Origin of the sequence: Bradyrhizobium sacchari, from assembly GCF_002068095.1 — a bacterium.
Lineage (GTDB): Bacteria > Pseudomonadota > Alphaproteobacteria > Rhizobiales > Xanthobacteraceae > Bradyrhizobium > Bradyrhizobium sacchari.
Genome location: NZ_LWIG01000008.1, coordinates 212,778 through 231,606, shown reverse-complemented (window position 1 = coordinate 231,606; position 18,829 = coordinate 212,778). Strand labels below are relative to the sequence as shown.

The window sequence follows — 18,829 nt, the reverse complement described above, 5'->3', positions numbered from 1 at the left end:
CCCGCCGTTCCGCCAGATTGCATTGCCGGACGAGTTTCTTGACGCCGGCGCACTTCCGACGCTGCACGACCGCTACGGCATTTCCAGCGCCGAGGTCGCAAGGCAGATCAAGCAGTGGCTTTAGCGCACCGGCACTAAGGGCCAGTCAGGCCGAATCCGAGTGAAGAGTTCCGCCGGCTGCATGTTGCGGCGGGCGAGCGATGGCTGTTGCCCGAATGCGGGCGGTCGAAGAACCTGGACAGCTGAAAACCAGCGCATGCTGATGCAGCCGGCATAACATCAATACAGGGAGGAAAGCATGACTGTCTCGAAATCCGGACGTATCAGCCGCCGTTCGATGTTGCTCGCGGCCAGTGCCGTACCTCTCTGCGGGATTTTGACCCGCCCGGTATCTGCCGCCGAGTTCGTCTACAAGTTCGCGACCGGACAGGATCCCACTCATCCGGTGAATATCCGGGCGCAAGAGGCGATCGATCGCATCCGCGAAGCGACCAGCGGCCGGCTGGAGATCAGGCTGTTCCCGGCCAATCAACTCGGCTCCGATACCGAACTTCTGACCCAGGTTCGCAGCGGTGGCGTCGAGTTCTTCAATCAATCGTCCTCGATCCTTGCCACTCTGGTGCCTAGCGCCGGAATCGTCAACACGGGCTTCGCATTCACCGACTACGACAGCGTGTGGAAGGCGATGGACGGCGACCTCGGCACCTACATCCGGGCGCAGATTGCCAAAACGCCGATCATGGCGGTCTCGAAGGCCTGGGACAACGGATTCCGCCAGGTGACCTCGTCCGGCCGCGAGATCCGCACCCCGGACGATCTGAAGAATTTCCAGATCCGTGTTCCGCCCGCGCCGCTGCTCACCTCGCTGTTCAAGGCGCTAGGTGCCGGGCCAACGCCGATCAACTTCAACGAGGTCTATTCCGCGCTGCAGACCAAGGTCGTCGACGGCCAGGAGAATCCGTTGCCCATCATCGCGACCGCGCGCCTCTATGAGGTGCAGAGCACGTGCAGCCTGACGGGGCATGTCTGGGACGGCTACTGGATCCTCGGCAACAAGCGCGCATTCGAGCGCCTGCCCAAGGACTTGCAGGAGATCGTGACGCGCGAGCTCGATCGCTCCGCGGTCGATCAGCGTGCCGACATCGCAAAGCTCAGCCAGTCGTTGCGCAACGATCTCTCGGCCAAGGGTCTCAAATTCATCGACGTCGATCGCGCCGCCTTCCGCCAAGCTTTGTCTAAAACCAGCTTCTACGCCGATTGGAAAGCCAAGTTCGGCGAAGAGGCATGGTCGCAGCTCGAAAAAGCCGCGGGCCAGCTATCATGACCAGCATGAGTCATACGCCGCATGTCGATGCCGGTATGGCGGCCGGCGCGTCTCAAGCAGGCCGGCGCAGTTGGGTGATAACGGCGAACACGGTGCTTGGTCATGTCGTGGCGGTCCCGGCAGCACTGCTCGTGCTGGCGGAGATCGCTGTGCTGTCTGCCGGCATCGTGGGTCGATACGTGTTCCGTTCGCCGATTGTCTGGTCCGACGAACTCGCCGGTATTCTGTTTCTTTGGCTCGCCATGCTCGGTTCCGTGATTGCGTTCCAGCGCGGCGAGCACATGCGTATGACCGCGATCGTCGGTGTTCTCAGTGCCCAGGTTCGTGCGTTTCTGGACGTCGTCGCGGCCGCGGCGTCGCTAGCATTTCTCGCGCTCGTGGTCTGGCCGGCCTATGAATTTGCCGCAGACGAAGTATTCGTCACGACGCCCGCGCTCGAAATCGTCAACAGTTGGCGTGCGGCAGCGTTGCCGACCGGAATGGGACTGATGCTGGTCGCAGCGGTCCTCCGGCTCGTCCGCATCGCGAGTCTGCGCAGCTTGCTGGGATCTCTGGCGATCGTCGCCGGCATCCTCGGAACGTTCGTTCTGCTCGCTCCGGTCCTGAAGCCGCTCGGCAATCTGAACCTTCTGATCTTCTTCGTTGTCGTGGTCGGCGCGATGGTCTTTGCAGCCGTGCCAATCGCGTTTGCATTCGGTCTCGCCACGGTCGGGTATCTCGCCCTCACAACCAGCACGCCCGATGTGGTGATGATTGGACGAATGGACGAGGGCATGAGCCACCTGATCCTGCTCGCCGTGCCTCTCTTCGTCTTTCTCGGCCTTCTGATCGAGATGACGGGCATGGCGCGCGCGATGGTCAGCTTCCTGGCGAGCCTCTTGGGCCATGTGCGCGGCGGACTGCACTACGTGCTGGTCGGGGCGATGTATCTGGTATCGGGCATTTCCGGCTCCAAGGCAGCGGACATGGCTGCGGTGGCTCCGGTCCTGTTTCCCGAGATGCGGCAGCGCGGGGCCAAACCGGGAGACCTCGTTGCGCTTCTCGCGGCGACTGGCGCCCAGACCGAGACGATCCCGCCCTCGCTGGTCCTGATCACGATCGGCTCGGTGACGGGCGTGTCGATCTCGGCATTGTTCACCGGCGGCTTGCTTCCGGGCGTGGTGCTCGCGGTCATGCTCGCGGCCGTGGTGTGGTGGCGATATCGCCGCGAGGACCTGTCTCACGTCAAAAGGGCGAGGGCCCTGGAGATTGGCCGCGCCTTCGTCATCGCGATACCGGCCATCGCGCTGCCATTCGTGATCCGGACCGCAGTCGTCGAAGGCGTCGCGACCGCAACGGAGGTCTCGACCATCGGCATTCTTTATTCGGCCTGTGCGGGTCTCTTCGTCTATCGCCAGTTCGACTGGCGGCGCATCTATCCGATGCTGGTCGAGACGGCCTCGCTGTCCGGGGCGATCCTGCTCATCATTGGCGCGGCGACGGGCATGGCCTGGGCCCTGACCCAGTCGGGATTTTCTGCCTCTCTTGCCAAGTTCATGACCGGCCTTCCCGGCGGCGTGCCTGTGTTTCTCGCCGTTACAATCGTCACTTTCGTGATCCTGGGCAGCGTGCTGGAGGGAATCCCGGCCATCGTCCTGTTCGGTCCGCTGCTGTTCCCGATCGCGCGGCAGGTCGGGGTGCACGATGTCCACTACGCGATGGTGGTCGTCCTCGCCATGGGCATTGGCCTGTTCGCGCCGCCGTTCGGCGTCGGCTACTACGCGGCCTGCGCCATCAGCCGCATCAATCCGGACGAGGGCATGAGGCCGATCGTGGGCTATATGATCGCGCTCCTGATCGGCACGCTGATCGTTGCCGCCGTGCCCTGGCTATCGATCGGCTTCCTTTGATAACGGGCAAGTCGCCCTCGCGGGAAACATCGCGAGGGCATTTCATCAGACGAATTTCGGCAGATGCAGCGGCAGGCCATCGCAGGCCATGTCAATTTCCTCGAGTTGGCCTTTGCCGACCTCAGTGACCCGTAGCTTCCTGCCTTCGAGCGCAAACGCACAATTCGTCGGCTGCGGCCCGTCCAGAATCAGGCGATCGACGACTTCACCCCGCCGGTCCACCACAGTAACGTTCTTCTGGTTGTAGACCGTGCAATAGAGCCGGCCGTCCGTTCCGAAGGCCATCCCGTCCGGCCCTTTGAAATCCGAATTGGAATCCGGCTGCAGCACGTTGCCGAAGACGACGCGTGTCGGCGCTGCCTCACCAAGCACGTCATATCGATAGATCTCGCCGGTGAAGGACGCGTCGGCATAGAGGTGGTTGTCGGGACCGAAGGCAATGCCGTTTGTGAAGCGGATCTTGCGATCGAGCACGCGGAGCACCTTCATGGCTGCCGGGTCGATCTCATACACACGGCCGTCCCAGTCGAGGTCCATATAACCGTCGACGAAGGCCAGGCCGTTGATGAAATCCGGCGGCCATTCCGGAGTCCGTCATGTAGAGCAATCCGTTCGGACCAAAGCAGAGGTCATTTGGAAACAGAAACCGGTCCGCGCCTTCGCCCTGCATGCGCCGGATCTCGTTTCCACTTTCGCCGATGCAGATCAGCGCCCGGAGGCCAGCTTCCGCGATCCAGATCCGGCCGTGGCCATCGGTCGTCAGTCCATTCGGACGGCCACCCGTCGTTCGGATCACGCGGTGATTGCCGCGAGGATCGAGCCGCGTGACGCAAAGGGTCCTGCCGCAGCCATTCCCCACCGTGTTGCGATCGCGATGCGTTTCACGGTGACTTCGCGGTCTTGGGCGGTAACGTCTATTCGCGCAGCTTGCGGCCATGCGCGGCCGAGCGCTTCTGCAGGCCCCCGATGTCATGACAGCCTTTCGCTTCTGCGACCGTTAAGGAGGACAGGTCGGAGGCGCGAGCGATCCAGTCAGGTGGGGCACCGCGGGAAAGCCGCTTGACGTCCGCAAAACCTCACGAATATCAGCATCCTCGATAGGGCTTGCCGCTGGTGGATCAAAGCAGTGAAGGAGCGTTCTGGTCACAGCGCCAGCGCTCGCCGAAGATCGTCGTGCTCAAACGCGCTCGCCATGCGGTTGATCTCGGCCGAACGGGCGCCGACTGCCTTGGCGACGTTGCGCCATGTGGCGGTGACCGTTGCGACCTCTCTTATGATTGTGCGCGCCTGCGCCAGCGTCAGCCCGAAGTATTCGGATGCGGCCTCAAGCAGGTCGAGCGAGCAGGTGCCTTCGTCCAGGTCGATGTTTGTGGTCAGCACGCGCGCCTTCACATCGGTTGGCACGGGATTGAGGTCATAAGCGGGAGACAGTGACCATCCGGCCTTTCCCAGCCAGAGGAAGCCGTGGTTGCGCAGGTGGTCGTCGACATTCGAGATCAGCACGTTGAAGACGACACGCCGATAGAGGGCATGAGCGTCGGTCTTTCCCTGCGCTCCATGCTGTGCGAGAGCGTCGACAATCTCGGGATAGCTGCCGCGCTCACCGTACTTGCCGCCCATCATCGCCATCGCTGTGAGGAAGGGCATGCGGATCGCACCGTCGCGGTCGAAGCGACGCGATAGCATGACGGCCTTGCCGGCCACTTCGATGAGTTCGTGTTGCGGGGTGGGGATGCCGGCCTGCCGGGCCAGCTGCATCGCGATCTCCTCCCACGTCTCCATGCTGTACTCGTCGGTCTCCTTTGGAAACTTGACGATGGAGAGGTTACCGTGCTGGTCGATGACCGATGCCTTCGGCCGCGCGCCGCCGAGGGAGGAGGCGGGCGCGAAGATGAGCTGAAGGTCTTCGTCCGTTTCCTCGTCCCGGAGAATGCGCTCGGTGATCTGTAGCAGCTGGCCAAGTTCTGTCAGGGCCGGAACGCCGGCGCGGATCGGGGTTTGGAAGGTGTCTTCGCCGACCCAGCGGAATCGCAGTGCGCCGAGTCGCGTCTCGTCCGCGACGCCGAGCAGATAATCGCTTTCTGCAAGCGTGCGGACGGCACGACCTTCGCGGTCGGCGAGGCGGCGTTCGGCGCGCTGCATGAGACGGCGGCCCCAAGTATCGGGCGCGGAGTCGCCAATAGAGCCGAAAGTCGCGAAACCGGCAGGGGGAGCGAAGGTGCCGCGCGTCAGGGCAAGGGCAGGCTCCAGCGAGAACCGGTCGGGGTCCTCAAGCCACGAGCCGTCATACTCGAAAAGGATGGTCTCCGCGCCGCGTATCCGATTGCTCCTCGCCAATCCAATAGGACGCGTCCGGCCGGCCAGATCGATATGGACTTCGCAGTCAGCCATCGCGTGAGGCTCCGGTCTTACGCTTGAGGTGGACATGCTTGGGCAATTCGGCGGTGGCCAGCGCCTGGCCGACGCTGTCGTTGCTGATGTCAGCGATCTTGCCCAGACCGTCGAGCAGACCGAGAGCCTGAAGGACGCCGGCATAGATGCCGATGCTGACGCTGGTGTCGCCGGCCTCGACCCTTTGCAGGGTCGAGCGGGACGTGAACGCGCGCTCGGCCACAACCGCCATTGGCAGCCGTCGACGCCGACGCGCGTCATGGATGTCGGCGCCGAGCTTGCGTAAGGCCCGCCGAGCGGCGGCAGGAGGGTTATGGGGGGTCGGCATTTGCCACCTTTGTGCTACAAACTGGGCAGTTATGTAGCACGAAGCTTACAATCATTCCATAGATCAGCGAGGATCGACATTATCCTGATGTGCCCCATCAAAGCTGAAGTCGATCCTTCATCTGGCTCGTCGCCAGCCGTGCGCAGCGACGCGTGAGTTACCGCAGCCGACCGCACGGGCGAGGTGGCGATGCAGTCGGCGCCAGCGTCGACGCTTCCTGGTTTGGACGGCGACGCACGTGCAAAACTGCCGATCCAGGCTAACTCAAATGGCTGAGATCTGAGTTAGATGTTCAGTCCAGCGTTCCAGCGCCTCGCGCATTTCTGCTTCGTAACGGGCCCGATTATACACCCCAGCTACGCCGGCGCGGTGGCCGCTCACGTGGTTCAAGATCGCTTCAACGATGTGTGGCAGGACGCCCAAGCGATCCGCCATCACAGTCGCGGCCGTGCGACGAAGATCATGCACGGTCCAGTGGGGCAGGGGCTTGGCATCCTCGTCCACTCCCCTCCGAGCCGAAAGAATGCGTGCGTCAACCGCGGCCTTCGATTTGGACCAGCCGGAGAACCCTCGATTTTCATCACCTTTTCGGCGAGCACCATTACCGAAGACGCAGTCGCAATCATTTCGCCGAGGCGGTAACAGAGCCAAGGCAGTTGGGACGAGCGGCAGCACGTGCTCGCGATGGTTCTTGGTCCGAGCGCTGGGCAGAGTCCAACGGCCGGCTACGGTATCTAACTCTGGCCATCTCATGCCGCCGACTTCATCGCGCCGCTGAGCGGTGAGGATCAGCAAGCGTACTATACGTCCGTGGTCGTCATCGCCGCATGCCTTCCAAATCTCGGCCAGCTCTGTATCGGACAATACCCGCTCTCGGGATTTCGGCTGCTCGGGACGATTGGTGCCGAGCACAGGGTTTGCCGGAATATCGAGCCCCTCGCGAATGGCCCAATTGAACATGGTGGATAGGGCGGTCCGAGCGCGTGCGGCTGAGACGGCCCCTTGCCGCGCTGCGATATCGGCGACTCGCGCCGCAACATGGCGCCTTGTGATCTTGAACACGGAGACTGAGTGCAGGGACTTCCACGCGACGAGCAAGTACCGTTCGACCTCCGAATACGTCCGGGGCCGCTGCTTCTTCTTCGCGATGATGAGGTATTCGCCGGTGATCTTGCGGAGTGAGTCGGCTGCCTGAAGGTTCGCCTCCGCTTTGGTATCTGCTGGATCCTTCCCATCCGCGACCAGTCCCAACAATCTCTTGGCTTCCCGGCGCGCCTTCTCTGGCGTCCAGGGTGACCCGTGCCGCCCGATCGTGAAGAAGCGCTGGCGGCCAAACAACCGGTACTTGAGGACGTAGGTCGCTTGATCGCGCTGGCGCCGCACGCCAAAGCCCCGCACCGCTTCCTTATGGCCCGCATCCCAGATGGCTTCCCCTGGGGCCAGCGCCTGCACAGCTCTGATCGTGATACTTGCCGATGCCATGCGAGGTCCTTTTAGTGCTCCTCGCTACCACGTAGCTACCACGTAGCTACCACGACAACACAAAGCGCAGCGAACCACAGCGTAGCTCCGGCGAGATATTATGTTGAAATTGTTGTGAAATTAGTGGTCCCGCGTAGCGTGTCGCAAATGCGGCGGCGGCACTATTCTGTCTGTGGAACAGGAGGTCGGTGGTTCGAGCCCACCCAACTGTACCAATCAAATCAATTACATAGCTTCGTGCCTGCTCTGTTCGAGCTGTTTGGGTAGCGATTTAGGTACCGCGCGAACGACGTTCCGTTGGATGATCTCTGCACCTTCTCTGTGGTGCTACTAAACGACCGTTGGAAGCTTCCATTTGCCCGCGTAGATTGCAGCAATTGGGCAGAGGAAACGAGAATGAGCGAGGAAGATTTAGCGGAGGCTCTCACAGAGGCCCCCGCGAAGAAGAGACGGTCGGAAAAAAACAGAAAGAAGGCCGCCAAGGCCCGTCGATCTTTGAAGGGGAAGAAGCAGGCCGCAAGCAGCACCACGGCCAAGTTTCCACGCCACAGCGTGGATAAGGCGCTTCGTATTCCAAGAGCGATAATAGACCAGAATGCCGGACACGATTGTACTGACGCGGAAAGCGCGACGTTCGTCGGCGTCGGGTTCAATGGCCCCTTCAAGGTGGAAGTGAGTTCATCGATCAAATACGGATTTCTCTCACGTCCGGGCGCAGGGAGAATTGCCGTTACGGAGAGAGCGCGACAGGCGATCCGCCCACAAAAAGCCGGAGACGACATAGAGGCGCTCAGAGCTGCCGTACTAGACGCGCCTGAGATCAAAGAAGTGTATACCCACTATCGAGGTGAGTATCTGCCCGACGAAGAGTTTTTCGAACACGCTCTCGAGGATAAATTCGCAATCCCGGCCGACAAGCTTACAGAGTTCAAAGACATTTTCTTATCTTCTCTGCAAAGCGCGCAGTTGGTCGAGAAGAAGGACGGCAAATTCCGCATACTCGATACGAAGGGCGGCTCCCAAGAGGGTGCGACGCAAATCAAAAAGCTGAGCACCACCGCAAACGTGAGTGCTAGCGATAGCTGCTTTGTGCTGATGCCCTTCGGCTCACCTGTTGGAGAATATTACAGTCAAATCTACGAGCCCGCCATTAGGAAAGCGGGTCTCCGGCCTGTCCGAGCGGATGCCGACATCTTCGGGACTGGCAAGATCATCGACCAAATTTGGAATGGCATCAATTCGGCGAAGGTGCTGATCGCTGAACTTACGAGCCGAAATCCAAACGTTTTTTACGAGCTAGGTTTGGCACATGCGCTCGATAAGCCCGTTGTGCTGATTTCGTCCAATGAAGGCGACGTCCCATTCGACCTCAAGCACATCCGGGTTATCTATTACAACGTGAGCGATCCGTTCTGGGGTGAGAAGCTAATCGAGAAAGTCGCGGAAAACATACTTTCTGCTCTCACCAATCCCGAAGAGGCAGTTTTTAAGCGAGCACTATCATCGAAATGACATTCCAACCTGCCACCTCTTTGTTTCCAATGTAGATAGGAGTGCGTATGTCGCGCGCACTGGTGCATCCTGCTCTCGGCGCCAACAGCTTTTCCTGTGCCCACTGTGGGGCGCTGGCCGACCAGCACTGGTTCAAGGTCGTTCCTGAGAGCTTTAAAAAAGATACCACACCGAGGCTGTGTACTCCGGAGGTAGCTGCGAAAGTTAAGCAGACGATCGCAGCGCAAGATGATCATGACGACGACGAGACCGATCCAAAACATCAAGGTCTTCTAGATATGCTCGCTCGTTTCGAAAAAAATGAGGTAACCTATTTCGTAAATCGATATTCGAGCCAGTCTTCCTGGGAGATGGTCAATCTCCATCTCAGCCAGTGTCATAGCTGCAAGGGCTTTATGGTATGGATAAAGGATAGGATCGTCTATCCCGCTCACGAAGTTGCATTGCTGCCTCACGATGACATGCCGGCCAACATCAAGCCCGACTTCATCGAAGCTGCGGAGATAGTGGACAAATCCCCGCGCAGTGCTGCAGCCCTTTTACGTCTTGCCATTCAAAAATTGATGACGCACCTGGGCGAAAGCGACGGTAATCTAAATGCGTGCATCGCCAATCTTGTCAAGAAGGGCCTAGACCGAAAGGTCCAGCAAGCGCTCGATATCGTGCGGGTTACGGGAAACTATGCCGTACATCCAGGCGAGCTTGACCTGAAGGACGATCAGGCCACAGCAATGCAGCTCTTTTCCTTGGTGAACATCATCGTGCAGTCGACGATTAGTGCTTCGGCGCAGATCGACGCCATGTATGCATCGCTCCCTCCAGGGGCATTGAAAGCCATCGAAAAACGCGATGCCTGAGAGCCGACGCGACAGGATCATCAGATTTGTAGAGACCTTGTCAGAAGCTGAGCTGAGAGACTGTGCTGAGAGGATCAAGGCGCGGTTAGGCAAAGCACGTGGTCGTCCTCGCGGGCGATCCCAAACCGAATATCATCGCGCCTTGGGCGTCGTAGCTCGAAGGGTTCTGCGCAGCAAACAAAATTGGTTAGACGATAATCCGGGCAAATCCCGCGTCCGACAAAATCGTCGTTCAGCCCATTATCGATAAGGGCATCCAAGAGTATGCAATATTAGCCAAAGACCCTGTCAAGGCAGAGGATGCGATCCGGCGCAGAGTCGACCAACGCATTCGGGAATTTCTTCCGCGGCATGATGCAGAGAGACTTAGACTCAAGAATATTCGCTGATTTTCTCTGAGTTACAAACAAATTGGCCTGCGCTCCAATGTCCCCGGCTTTGGTAGGAGTGCAGACATGAACGGGGATTATCCGCAACGATCAAAGCCAGTGTTGTACGCTGTCGCCGTAGCTCCCCACCTCGCAATGCGCTATCGGTAGCGAGCCAAAGACGTTCATTGACAAACAACCCAGGCGGAAAAGATCGTGAGTTTCTTCGAGCGTCTCAAGACAGAAGCATCCGCTGAGTGGCGGGCCTATACCGAACATGCCTTCACGAGCGGGTTGGCGGACGGCTCGCTCCCCGAAGCGGCGTTTCGTCACTACCTCGTTCAGGACTATTTGTTCCTCATCGAGTTTGCGCGCGCCTACGCGCTCGCGGTCTACAAGTCGCCGAGGCTTGCCGACATGCGTGAAGCAGCAGCCGGCCTGTCGGCCATCCTCGATGTCGAGATGAACCTGCATGTAAAACTCTGTGCCGATTGGGGTCTGTCCCCGGCCGACCTTGAACAGGCCCCTCCGGCGGCCGAGATGCTGGCCTATACGCGCTACGTGCTCGACGCGGGAATGCGTGGCGATCTGCTGGCACTCAAGGTGGCGCTTGCCCCCTGCGTGATCGGCTACGCCGAGATCGCAACGCGGCTCGCCTCGCGCCCCCATGCGGAAGCTGCGACGAACGCCTATCGCGTCTGGATCGCCGAGTACGCCGGCGTGCCGTACCAGGAGGTCGCAGCCAAGGCGCTGGCGCATATGGAGCATCTTGCCGATCTCTACGCCACGCCGGCCCGCGAGGCCGAGCTGATTGCGATCTTCAAGGAAGCCACCCGGCTCGAGGCAGACTTCTGGGAGATGGCCTGGCGCGTGGGCCAAGGTGCTGAATAGCGCGTATTCCGGTGACAGTGCACGAAACTCCACAACATCGGGCGACATCGATGTTGTCACCACAACCCCTGTCACCGTAGCCCGCGCGGTACCATGCGGGCCATTTGAGTTTCCCGGAAAATCTCCATGCGCTCTCCTGAACGCTTATCTCCAAGCCGCGCGGGCGAACTGTGGGCCCGCGTTCGGCTGGACAAATTCGCCATTTGGAGTAGCCTTTTCGGACACAGCAACATGTTAGCGGAGGTTCTCCGTGGAACATCGCGGCGTCAGCTTTTCCATCGTTGAAATGAGCTACCCGGCTGGTTGGAAGTGGACTGTCGGAAAGGGCCGAACAGTGTCGGTCGGTGTCTGTGCGACGAGGCTCGACGCGATCCGCCAGGCTCAGACCTTCATCGACGCGATCATGGACTGGGCTGCCTAGGCTGAGTCAAAATGCTCGTCTCCGATTGGTCATGCCGAGCACCGTAAACACAGCAGCTCAGTTTCTGTCGGCGCGGCCCGACCCCCACACCACCACCGGCAACGTCACCGCCGCCAGCAGCGTGCCCAACGCGACCGCGCCCGACACCGGGGTTCACCAGCCGCTGATACTGGATCGCAAAAATGTAGGCGTTGGCGCCGGTCGGCATCAACGCGAACAGCATGATCACGCCGGCGGCTAGCGGCCGCCGACAATCGGCACTGCATCCTCCAAACGAATGACCAACTCGGTCCGGAAAACCCGGAGCCCCCCGCGCGCCGCCGCTCGGCCCGACCCTGCGTGTCATTTCCGCAACGCCACCGAAGATTGCGACGGCCTCATGCGTACGGATGACGCGCGTGGCGTGATTTCGCGGCTTCCTGCTCGCGCCTCGGACGAGAGGTTCACGTCCGGGCATCGGCGACGAGAGCCGCACGTATCCACCGGGAGATTGACGATGAGAAACACTTTCGCGGCTGCGGTCGCTCTGTTGCTGGCTGCCACGGCCGCGAGCTCTGCGGCCGACGTTGGCAGCTCGGCCCACTTCAAGGCTGCGCCTGCGGCCGCGGTGTATAGCTGGACGGGCTTCTACGTCGGCGGCAATGTCGGCGGCGGCATGGCGTCAACCCGGTTCGACGATCCCTGCTTCTACTGCACGTCCGCGACCCCCACGACCGGCTTCTTCACCGGCGGCGCGCAGGTCGGCTACAACTACCAGTTCGGTCGCGGCCTCGTCGGTATTGAAGCCGACGTCAACGGCAACAGCCGCTTCAAGGGCGCCCTGCTTGGCGGTAACGACTCCAGAGCCATCAATGTCGGTCTCAAGGCCGATACCAGCGGCACGATCCGCGCGCGCGCAGGCCTCGTCGTCGACACCGTCCTCGCTTATGTGACGGCCGGCGCGGCCTGGGCCGATGTCAGGCAGACCGGGGTCGAGTTCTTCAATTTCACCCCATTCCCGAACTTTGGCAGCCCCACCGGCGTCACGGCCAACGGCAGCGGCGTCGTCTGGGGTGGCGTGGTCGGCATCGGCGTCGAGTATGCGCTCGACCAGAACTGGATCGTCGGCGGCGAATTCCTGCATACGATGTACGGCGATCGCGATGCGACCATTCGCGCGATCGACGGCACCTCGGCCTGCACGAACAAACCCGATGCCGGTTGCGTCATCCGCACCCAGCTCACGACCGACGTTGCGCGCGTGAGGTTCAGCTACAAGTTCCAGTAGCCGCCGCTGTCCCTTGAAATATTAGGACGGGGCGGCCTGAGCGCACGCCTCGTCCTTCGAGACGACCGCTTGCAGCGGTCTCCTCAGGATGAGGCTCATCGACATCGGTGTGCGCTGAAGCGACTGCCGCGCACTCCGTCCTCCTCCTGAGGAGCCCGCCCAAGGCGGGCGTCTCGAAGGATGGCGCAGGGAAGCTGCTTCCACATGCGATAACCCTACCTCGCCCCCGCCACGATCACCACCACCACCGGCAGCGTCACCGCCGCCAGCAGCGTGCCCAGCGCCACCGCGCCCGACACCGGGTTCACCAGCCGCTGATACTGGACCGCGAAGATGTAGGCGTTGGCGCCGGTCGGCATCGCCGCGAACAGCACGATCACGCCCGCGGCGACCGGCGGCAAGTTCAGCAGCTTCGCCAGCACGAACGCGGCCGCCGGCATCGCCATCAGCTTGAGCGCGCACATCACCAGAATGCTCAGCTTCTCGCCCTTCACCTCGAAGCGGAACAGGTTGATCCCGAGCGCGATCAGGGCGGCCGGCGATCCCGCCTGCGCCAGGAGCTCGATCGTCCTGTCGACGACGGGATGGAGCCCGAGGCCGGTGAAGCGCCAGACCACGCCGAAGCCTATGCCCAGCATCAAGGGGTTGCGCGAGAGATCGGCGAGCACCGGCCAGATGATCGACAGCGGCGAGCCGGTCCGCTTGGTGCTGACGAGCTCCATCTGCAAAATGCCGCAGAGCCAGAGCAGCGGCGTGTTCACCGACAGGATCAGCGCCATCGGGCCTGCGGCCTCATTGCCGAGCGCCGAGAGCACGAGCGGAATGCCGAGCATCACGATGTTGCCGTAGACCGAGCCGATCGCGAACACGACGCCGTCCTCGCCGGTAGCGCGCCGCGTGCGCGAGAGCGCCGAGAGCATCAGCGCCGCGATCCAGGTCAGCGCGAGCGCACCGTAATAGCTGCCCCACATGCGCCAGGGGCTGACGTCGGGGAATTCCGACACGACGATGGTGCGGAACAGCAGGGCTGGGATCGCGATGCTGAAGGCGAATTCGGAGATGCCCTTGTGCGCGGTCTCCGAGACGAAGCGAAACAGCACCGCGGCATAGCCCGCCGCGATCAGGGCGAACACCGGTGCGACGATCAGGATGGTGGCCATGTGCCCCTCGACCTCACGGGGATCGGCCGACCACCCCACGCAATTTTTTCGATCCTGGCATTATGCCCCTGTTTTGCCCGACGAGTCAAAGCGGCTTCGTAAAATCGTAAATGGATCAGGCCCCCGGCTACTGTGCATGGGGTTGTTTTCGCAGTTTTTGTTGTGAGGACGCCGGGGCCTTGGGCAGAGGGCGATCTCGCCAGCGCCGCCAAGGGGTTAGTCGCAATCTGCCCCACCCACCGCAGTCATCCCCCGCGCAGGCGGGAGATCCCGTACGCCGCGCCTCTCGGGGAACGTCAGGCGTCTCTGGAATCCTGGGTCACCCGGTCAAGCCGGGTGACGACAGCGGAGGTGGTGGCGAACCACCCACCCCTGTTGCCGAGACCGCACAGCTGCCGCCTTTCGCATCCCCCCTCGTTGCCAACGAACCGCGGTTCACCCACACTCCGCCCCGATCAGACATTGGGGGGATCGATGCCGGCGTTTCACTCTGGGAAATCCGTTCTTGCTGCCATCGCCGGGGTTGCCCTGGCCGTGCTGGTCCAGCCGGGCGCTGGCCTTGCCTACACGCCCGAGCAGCAGCAGGCCTGCACGCCGGACGCGATGCGGCTGTGCGGCGAGTTCGTTCCGAACGTCGATGCCATCACCGCCTGCATGATCCAGAAGAAGGCGCAGCTGTCGCCGCAATGCAAGGTGTACTTCCGCCAGGGCCCCGAGCCCGGCGAGGCCCGCGCCGGCCGGCCGACCAACATCGCGCCCAAGGCCGCGTCAAAGAGCTCGGCGAAGAAGAGCAGCAAGCCGGCGGCGAAGGCGAGCAAGAAGAAGAAGACCGACGAGAGCTAGCGCGCGCTGCGCGTTCCTTGTTTGAAACCTGCCGATGCCCGGGCCAAAGCGTGCCCGGGCATTTGCATGTCGGGCGGGAACGTCCGGAGGCGTGAAAGCGGTTTCTTCGATCCTCGAACCAGATGATTGCGGCATCAGCCTTGCGACAGCCCCGGACTCGTTTTGTTCGCAGGCCACGCGCGCAGGCTTGTGGCGATTACCGGTCACATGTGATCGAAAAGGCTGGCGACAGGGTTTGCGCGGCAAGGTTGCATTCGATTTTACCGCCCCGCGGCTCGAAAAGCGCACATATACTCGCTTCAAAGGCGATTCATCGCGGTTGGTGTCCTGTCGCGCGCAGCAGTGTGACTCAAAAGCCAACACGACTTGTTATTTCGTGGCGGCGAAGCAACTCCCGGTAAATTTTTCTTTCACGAATCAGCGCGGTGATTCATTTTCGAGGCCTGGGGTCAATCTGGAGGCCAAGGGTATGAACGTTATTGTTTTCGCATCGCGTAAAGGCGGCTCGGGCAAGAGTACCCTGGCTGCACATCTCGCCGCGCAGATCAAGGCGAGCAAGCAGGTGATGCTCGTGGACGCGGATCCGCAGGGCTCGCTGACGTTGTGGCACAAGCTGCGCGGCACCAACGAGCCGCCGATCAAGGCTGCCGTGAACTCCGTCAGCGGCATCGTCTCCGCTGCCAAGCGCGACGGTTATGAATGGGTGTTGATCGACACGCCGCCGAACCTCTCGGCCGTCGTCGACGACGCGATCAAGAATGCCACCATGGTGGTCATCCCCGCCCGTCCCGGCGTGTTCGACGTCAACGCGGTGCAGGAAACGATTCAGATGTGCCGCGCGGCGCGCAAGCCCTACGCGGTGGTGCTCAACGGTGCGCCGGCCAAGCGCGACGAAGCCGAAAGCCCGATCGTTACCATCGCCCGCGAGGCGTTGGCGAAATTCCGCGCTCCGGTGTGGGGCGGTCAGATCACCAATCGTTCGGATTTGTTGATGGCGCTGAGCCACGGCGAAGGCGCGCGCGAGTATCAGGCCGAGAGCCGCGCGGCTCAGGAAATCGCAAGGCTGTGGGCGGCGATCGAGCGTTCGGTCAAGGCCATTCGCGGCACGGCGTCGGCGTCCGGCGCAATGCACAAGCAGGCGGCATAATTTTCATAAATCATTCCCCGGACGAAAAACGCGCGGGACGGTCCGCGCGTTTTGCGTTTCCGGGGTTCACTCGTCATTCCGGGATGGCGCGTCAGCACCAGACCCGGAATCTCGAGATGAAAGTTACGCCACCATCAGCATGTAGAACACGATCACCGGCGACAGGGTCAGGATCACCGACCAGATGCCGACGGCCCAGAGAATGTCCTCGGTGGTGAAGCTCTCTTCATGGGACAGGCTGTCCTGCCCGGCGCCGAAATGCGACGCCATTTCATTATGACTATTCACAAACGCCCCCGCGATTTCTTCGCTTATGGGCACCATGCTAGGCGGGATGTTTTAAAATTTCGGCTTGCGAGCCCGCTCGCATTTTGAGCGCATTTACGACGGCCGCTTAACCATCCGCGCGCGTCGTCGCCTCAGGCGAGCCAGACTCGAAACAGCAGCACCGGCATCAGGCCGAGCAGCACCGCCCAGAACCCGAATGACGATACGACGAGAATTCCCCGCAAAAGATCGGCCGGCGCGAATTGCTGCGCGGCGGTAGGCCGGGTGCGATGCCCCATTGGATATTCCCCCTTCGGTAGAGTTTGGAGGCAACGATAGGCGCGGTCTCGTAAACGAGACGTGGATGCACCATGCGGCTGCTGCGAAGGCCGTTGGTGAGCGGTTAACCAAGGGGGCGCTCTCTCACTCCCTCTCCCCGTTCTTACGGGGAGAGGGTGGGGTGAGGGGCCGTGTCCGCAAACACGGTGAAAGTTGGACTCGCGGAAGCTCCCCCTCACCCGGAATTTGCGTGCGCAAATTCCGGTCTCTCCCCGCAAGCGGGGAGAGACGAGGGAAGACCTACGCCGCGACTTTCATCCGTCGCTCGATCTCGCGATCGATCGTGGCGGCGAGCTCGCTGCTCACTTCCACCATCGGCAGGCGCACTTCGGGGCTGTCGATCAGGCCACTTCGCCACAGCCAGTACTTTGCCGGCGCAGGGCTCGGCTCGGTGAAGAGCAGCCGCGTCAGCTCGGCGACCTCGTTCCAGCGCGCTTGCGCGGCGTCATGGTTGCCGCGCTTGAGCTCGCTGCAGATCGCCGCGAACGTCGCGGTCTCGACATGCGCCGACAGCACGATGCCGCCGTCGGCGCCGTCGGTCAGCGCCTCGAGATAGTTCGCGTCCTCGCCGGTCAGCACGCGGAAATTCTTCGGGCGGTCGCGCAGCAGCGCGATCGACTGCTCGCGGCCGGCGCCGCAATCCTTCAGCCCGACGATGTTGGGATGCTCGGCGAGGCGCAGCATGGTCTGGTTGGTGATATTGACCGCGCAGCGATAGGGAATGTTGTAGAGCGCGATCGGCCAGGCGGCGTGGTCGGCGAGCGCCTCGAAATGCGCCACCAGCCCGCGCTGCGACGGCCGCACGTAATAGGGGCTCGCGATCAGATAGCCCTCGATCGGCCAGTCCGCAGTTTCATCGAGGCGGTCCTTAAGCCGCGCGGTGTCGGCGCCCGACAGCCCGAGGCAGATCGGCAAGGCGCGGCGGCCTGCCGTCATCTCGTCGCGGACGATGGCGACGAGGCGCTCGAGCTCGCCCTCCCGCAGCGTCATGCCTTCCCCGGAGGTCGCCCCAAGGATGAAGCCGTCGACGGCCTGTCCGCCGTAATGCCGGGTCAGCCGCCGCAGCGATGTCTCGTCGAGCTTGCCGTCACGGAACGGCGTCACCAGCGGCAGCCAGAGCCCGTGCAAATGTTCGCGTAGTCCGGTCATGTTCCATCTCCTTCTCGGGAAAAAACCTGAGACGGAGGGCACATGAAAAAACCCCGTCCAGGTGGCGGGGTTTTCGGGATTGGCTCGCGATGACGAAGTCAGCCTAGCGCGCGCAACATTCCGAGGTCCCCGGATGGGGACCTTTTTTCGAAACGAGTGCGCACGGCTTCGTGATCATTGGCAAATGATGCGGGGGAGGCCTGAAACTGTCAATACACGCGGAGGGCGAAAGCCGTTTTCGGCAGAAAAAAAGCCGGACCCGAGGGCCCGGCTTAGGTATTGGCCACGTGAGGCCGACACAATCACCTTCCAAGAGGGATTACTGAACTCCCGCGCCACTGGAGGAGGGGGACAAATGCGCAACGCGAAGGCTCAGCGTGCAAACAGTATGGGCTTGACGAGCGCCCTGCAGCAACAGCCGAGGCCGCATGTCAGACATGCGGAAATCAGGACGGCCAGCGCTGCGCCTTGCTCACCACGAAGTCGCGGAACACCTGCACGCGCGCGACCGTCTTCAACTCCTCGGGATAGACGAAATAGGTGTCGAGCTGGATCGAATCCGATTCGCCGAACAGTTGCACGAGCTTGCTCTGCTCCTCGACCAGATAGTCGGGCAGCGCGGCGATGCCGAGACCCTGCTGGCAGGCGCGCACGAGGCCGAGGATGTTGTTGACCTTGAAATAAGCCTCGCGCGGACCCGAGCCGTTGCGCGCCGCTTCGACCAGCCAGTTGCGGTTCTGCAGATGCGGCGCGAAGTTGCCGTCGGACAGCGTGATGATGCGGTGGGAGTCGAGCTCCTCCAGCGTCCGCGGCGTGCCGAAGCGCTTGATGTATTCCGGCGAGCAATAGGCGTGGAAGCCCATCGCGAACAGCTTGCGCTGGATGAGATCGGGCTGCGTCGGCTTGCGGGTGCGGATCGCAACGTCAGCCTCGCGCATCGACAGGTCGAGCTCCTCGTCGGTGACGATCAGCGAGATCCGGATCTCCGGATAGAGCGCGGTGAACTCGCCGAGCCGCGGGATCAGCCAGTTGATGCCGACGCCGGGCGTGGTGGTGATCTTGAGGTCGCCGCTCGGCCGCTCGCGGCTGTCGGTCAGTTTCGCGCGCGCCGCCTGCAGCTGCATGAACACGTCATGCGCGGTGCGGAACAACAGGTCGCCCTGCTCGGTGAGGATCAGGCCGCGGGCGTGGCGG

At 61.9% G+C, this 18,829-nt stretch carries 19 protein-coding genes and 1 pseudogene; 11 read left to right on the top strand and 9 right to left on the bottom strand.

Annotation, left to right across the window (positions count from 1 at the left end):
• From A5906_RS44290 to A5906_RS12280, 3 genes and pseudogenes are all read left to right on the top strand, one after another.
• A pseudogene (locus A5906_RS44290) lies at window positions 1-124 on the top strand (transketolase family protein); the annotation flags it as partial.
• A gap of 174 nt (window positions 125-298) precedes the next feature.
• Window positions 299-1,324 carry a TRAP transporter substrate-binding protein gene (locus tag A5906_RS12285; RefSeq protein ID WP_080135454.1) on the top strand — a complete coding sequence of 342 codons (1,026 nt, stop codon included), beginning with the start codon at window positions 299-301 and terminating at the stop codon, window positions 1,322-1,324.
• Between the two features lie 35 nt (window positions 1,325-1,359).
• Window positions 1,360-3,213, top strand: coding sequence for a TRAP transporter large permease (locus A5906_RS12280; protein WP_080135532.1), 1,854 nt, complete (start codon window positions 1,360-1,362; stop codon window positions 3,211-3,213).
• Window positions 3,214-3,258: 45 nt separating this feature from the next.
• Here the strand turns inward: A5906_RS12280 and A5906_RS44285 are convergent, their stop codons facing one another.
• The 4 genes from A5906_RS44285 to A5906_RS12255 form a co-directional block, all read right to left on the bottom strand.
• Window positions 3,259-3,750 carry an SMP-30/gluconolactonase/LRE family protein gene (locus A5906_RS44285; protein WP_245326704.1) on the bottom strand — a complete coding sequence of 164 codons (492 nt, stop codon included), beginning with the start codon at window positions 3,748-3,750 and terminating at the stop codon, window positions 3,259-3,261.
• Window positions 3,751-4,356: 606 nt separating this feature from the next.
• Entirely contained in the window at window positions 4,357-5,604 is a 1,248-nt protein-coding gene (locus tag A5906_RS12265) for a type II toxin-antitoxin system HipA family toxin (RefSeq protein ID WP_080135453.1), read from the bottom strand.
• Entirely contained in the window at window positions 5,597-5,932 is a 336-nt protein-coding gene (locus tag A5906_RS12260; RefSeq protein ID WP_080135452.1) for a helix-turn-helix domain-containing protein, read from the bottom strand. The genes A5906_RS12265 and A5906_RS12260 overlap by 8 nt, the downstream gene beginning before the upstream one ends.
• A gap of 264 nt (window positions 5,933-6,196) precedes the next feature.
• Entirely contained in the window at window positions 6,197-7,414 is a 1,218-nt protein-coding gene (locus A5906_RS12255; protein WP_080135451.1) for a tyrosine-type recombinase/integrase, read from the bottom strand.
• Window positions 7,415-7,810: 396 nt separating this feature from the next.
• On the opposite strand from A5906_RS12255, the gene A5906_RS12250 reads away from it, so the two are divergent.
• From A5906_RS12250 to A5906_RS12230, 6 genes are all read left to right on the top strand, one after another.
• A complete protein-coding gene (locus A5906_RS12250; RefSeq protein WP_080135450.1) occupies window positions 7,811-8,926 on the top strand; it encodes a hypothetical protein in 1,116 nt (371 codons plus the stop codon).
• Between the two features lie 47 nt (window positions 8,927-8,973).
• Window positions 8,974-9,783, top strand: coding sequence for a DUF4145 domain-containing protein (locus A5906_RS12245; protein WP_080135449.1), 810 nt, complete (start codon window positions 8,974-8,976; stop codon window positions 9,781-9,783).
• A 584-nt stretch (window positions 9,784-10,367) separates the two neighbouring features.
• On the top strand, window positions 10,368-11,042 hold the full coding sequence (gene tenA, locus A5906_RS12240; protein ID WP_080135448.1) for a thiaminase II: 675 nt from the start codon (window positions 10,368-10,370) through the stop codon (window positions 11,040-11,042).
• Between the two features lie 250 nt (window positions 11,043-11,292).
• On the top strand, window positions 11,293-11,463 hold the full coding sequence (locus A5906_RS42980) for a hypothetical protein (protein WP_165424819.1): 171 nt from the start codon (window positions 11,293-11,295) through the stop codon (window positions 11,461-11,463).
• Window positions 11,464-11,494: 31 nt separating this feature from the next.
• Entirely contained in the window at window positions 11,495-11,704 is a 210-nt protein-coding gene (locus A5906_RS42975; protein ID WP_080135447.1) for a hypothetical protein, read from the top strand.
• A 255-nt stretch (window positions 11,705-11,959) separates the two neighbouring features.
• Window positions 11,960-12,730 (top strand): outer membrane protein, encoded by a 771-nt coding sequence (locus tag A5906_RS12230; RefSeq protein ID WP_161495387.1) that lies wholly within the window; start codon window positions 11,960-11,962, stop codon window positions 12,728-12,730.
• A gap of 215 nt (window positions 12,731-12,945) precedes the next feature.
• On the opposite strand, the gene A5906_RS12225 is transcribed toward A5906_RS12230, so the two are convergent.
• Window positions 12,946-13,890, bottom strand: coding sequence for an AEC family transporter (locus A5906_RS12225; protein WP_080135445.1), 945 nt, complete (start codon window positions 13,888-13,890; stop codon window positions 12,946-12,948).
• Window positions 13,891-14,364: 474 nt separating this feature from the next.
• On the opposite strand from A5906_RS12225, the gene A5906_RS12220 reads away from it, so the two are divergent.
• Both A5906_RS12220 and A5906_RS12215 read left to right on the top strand, forming a co-directional pair.
• Window positions 14,365-14,733: a hypothetical protein gene (locus A5906_RS12220; protein ID WP_080135444.1), complete on the top strand. Its 369-nt coding sequence runs from the start codon at window positions 14,365-14,367 to the stop codon at window positions 14,731-14,733.
• A gap of 469 nt (window positions 14,734-15,202) precedes the next feature.
• Entirely contained in the window at window positions 15,203-15,880 is a 678-nt protein-coding gene (locus A5906_RS12215; protein WP_025032179.1) for a ParA family protein, read from the top strand.
• 123 nt (window positions 15,881-16,003) lie between these two features.
• Here A5906_RS12215 and A5906_RS12210 read toward each other — a convergent pair whose 3' ends face one another.
• From A5906_RS12210 to A5906_RS12200, 4 genes are all read right to left on the bottom strand, one after another.
• Entirely contained in the window at window positions 16,004-16,204 is a 201-nt protein-coding gene (locus A5906_RS12210) for a hypothetical protein (protein ID WP_136615163.1), read from the bottom strand.
• 95 nt (window positions 16,205-16,299) lie between these two features.
• Complete coding sequence (locus A5906_RS42970) at window positions 16,300-16,446, bottom strand: hypothetical protein (protein WP_167523563.1); 147 nt, start codon at window positions 16,444-16,446, stop codon at window positions 16,300-16,302.
• A 280-nt stretch (window positions 16,447-16,726) separates the two neighbouring features.
• The gene (locus A5906_RS12205; RefSeq protein ID WP_080135443.1) at window positions 16,727-17,635 is read right to left on the bottom strand and encodes a 4-hydroxy-tetrahydrodipicolinate synthase family protein; all 909 of its coding nucleotides are present in this window, start codon (window positions 17,633-17,635) and stop codon (window positions 16,727-16,729) included.
• A gap of 446 nt (window positions 17,636-18,081) precedes the next feature.
• Window positions 18,082-18,829, bottom strand: a 748-nt coding sequence (locus tag A5906_RS12200; RefSeq protein WP_245326703.1) for a substrate binding domain-containing protein, incomplete at its 5' end; no start/stop codon positions are given.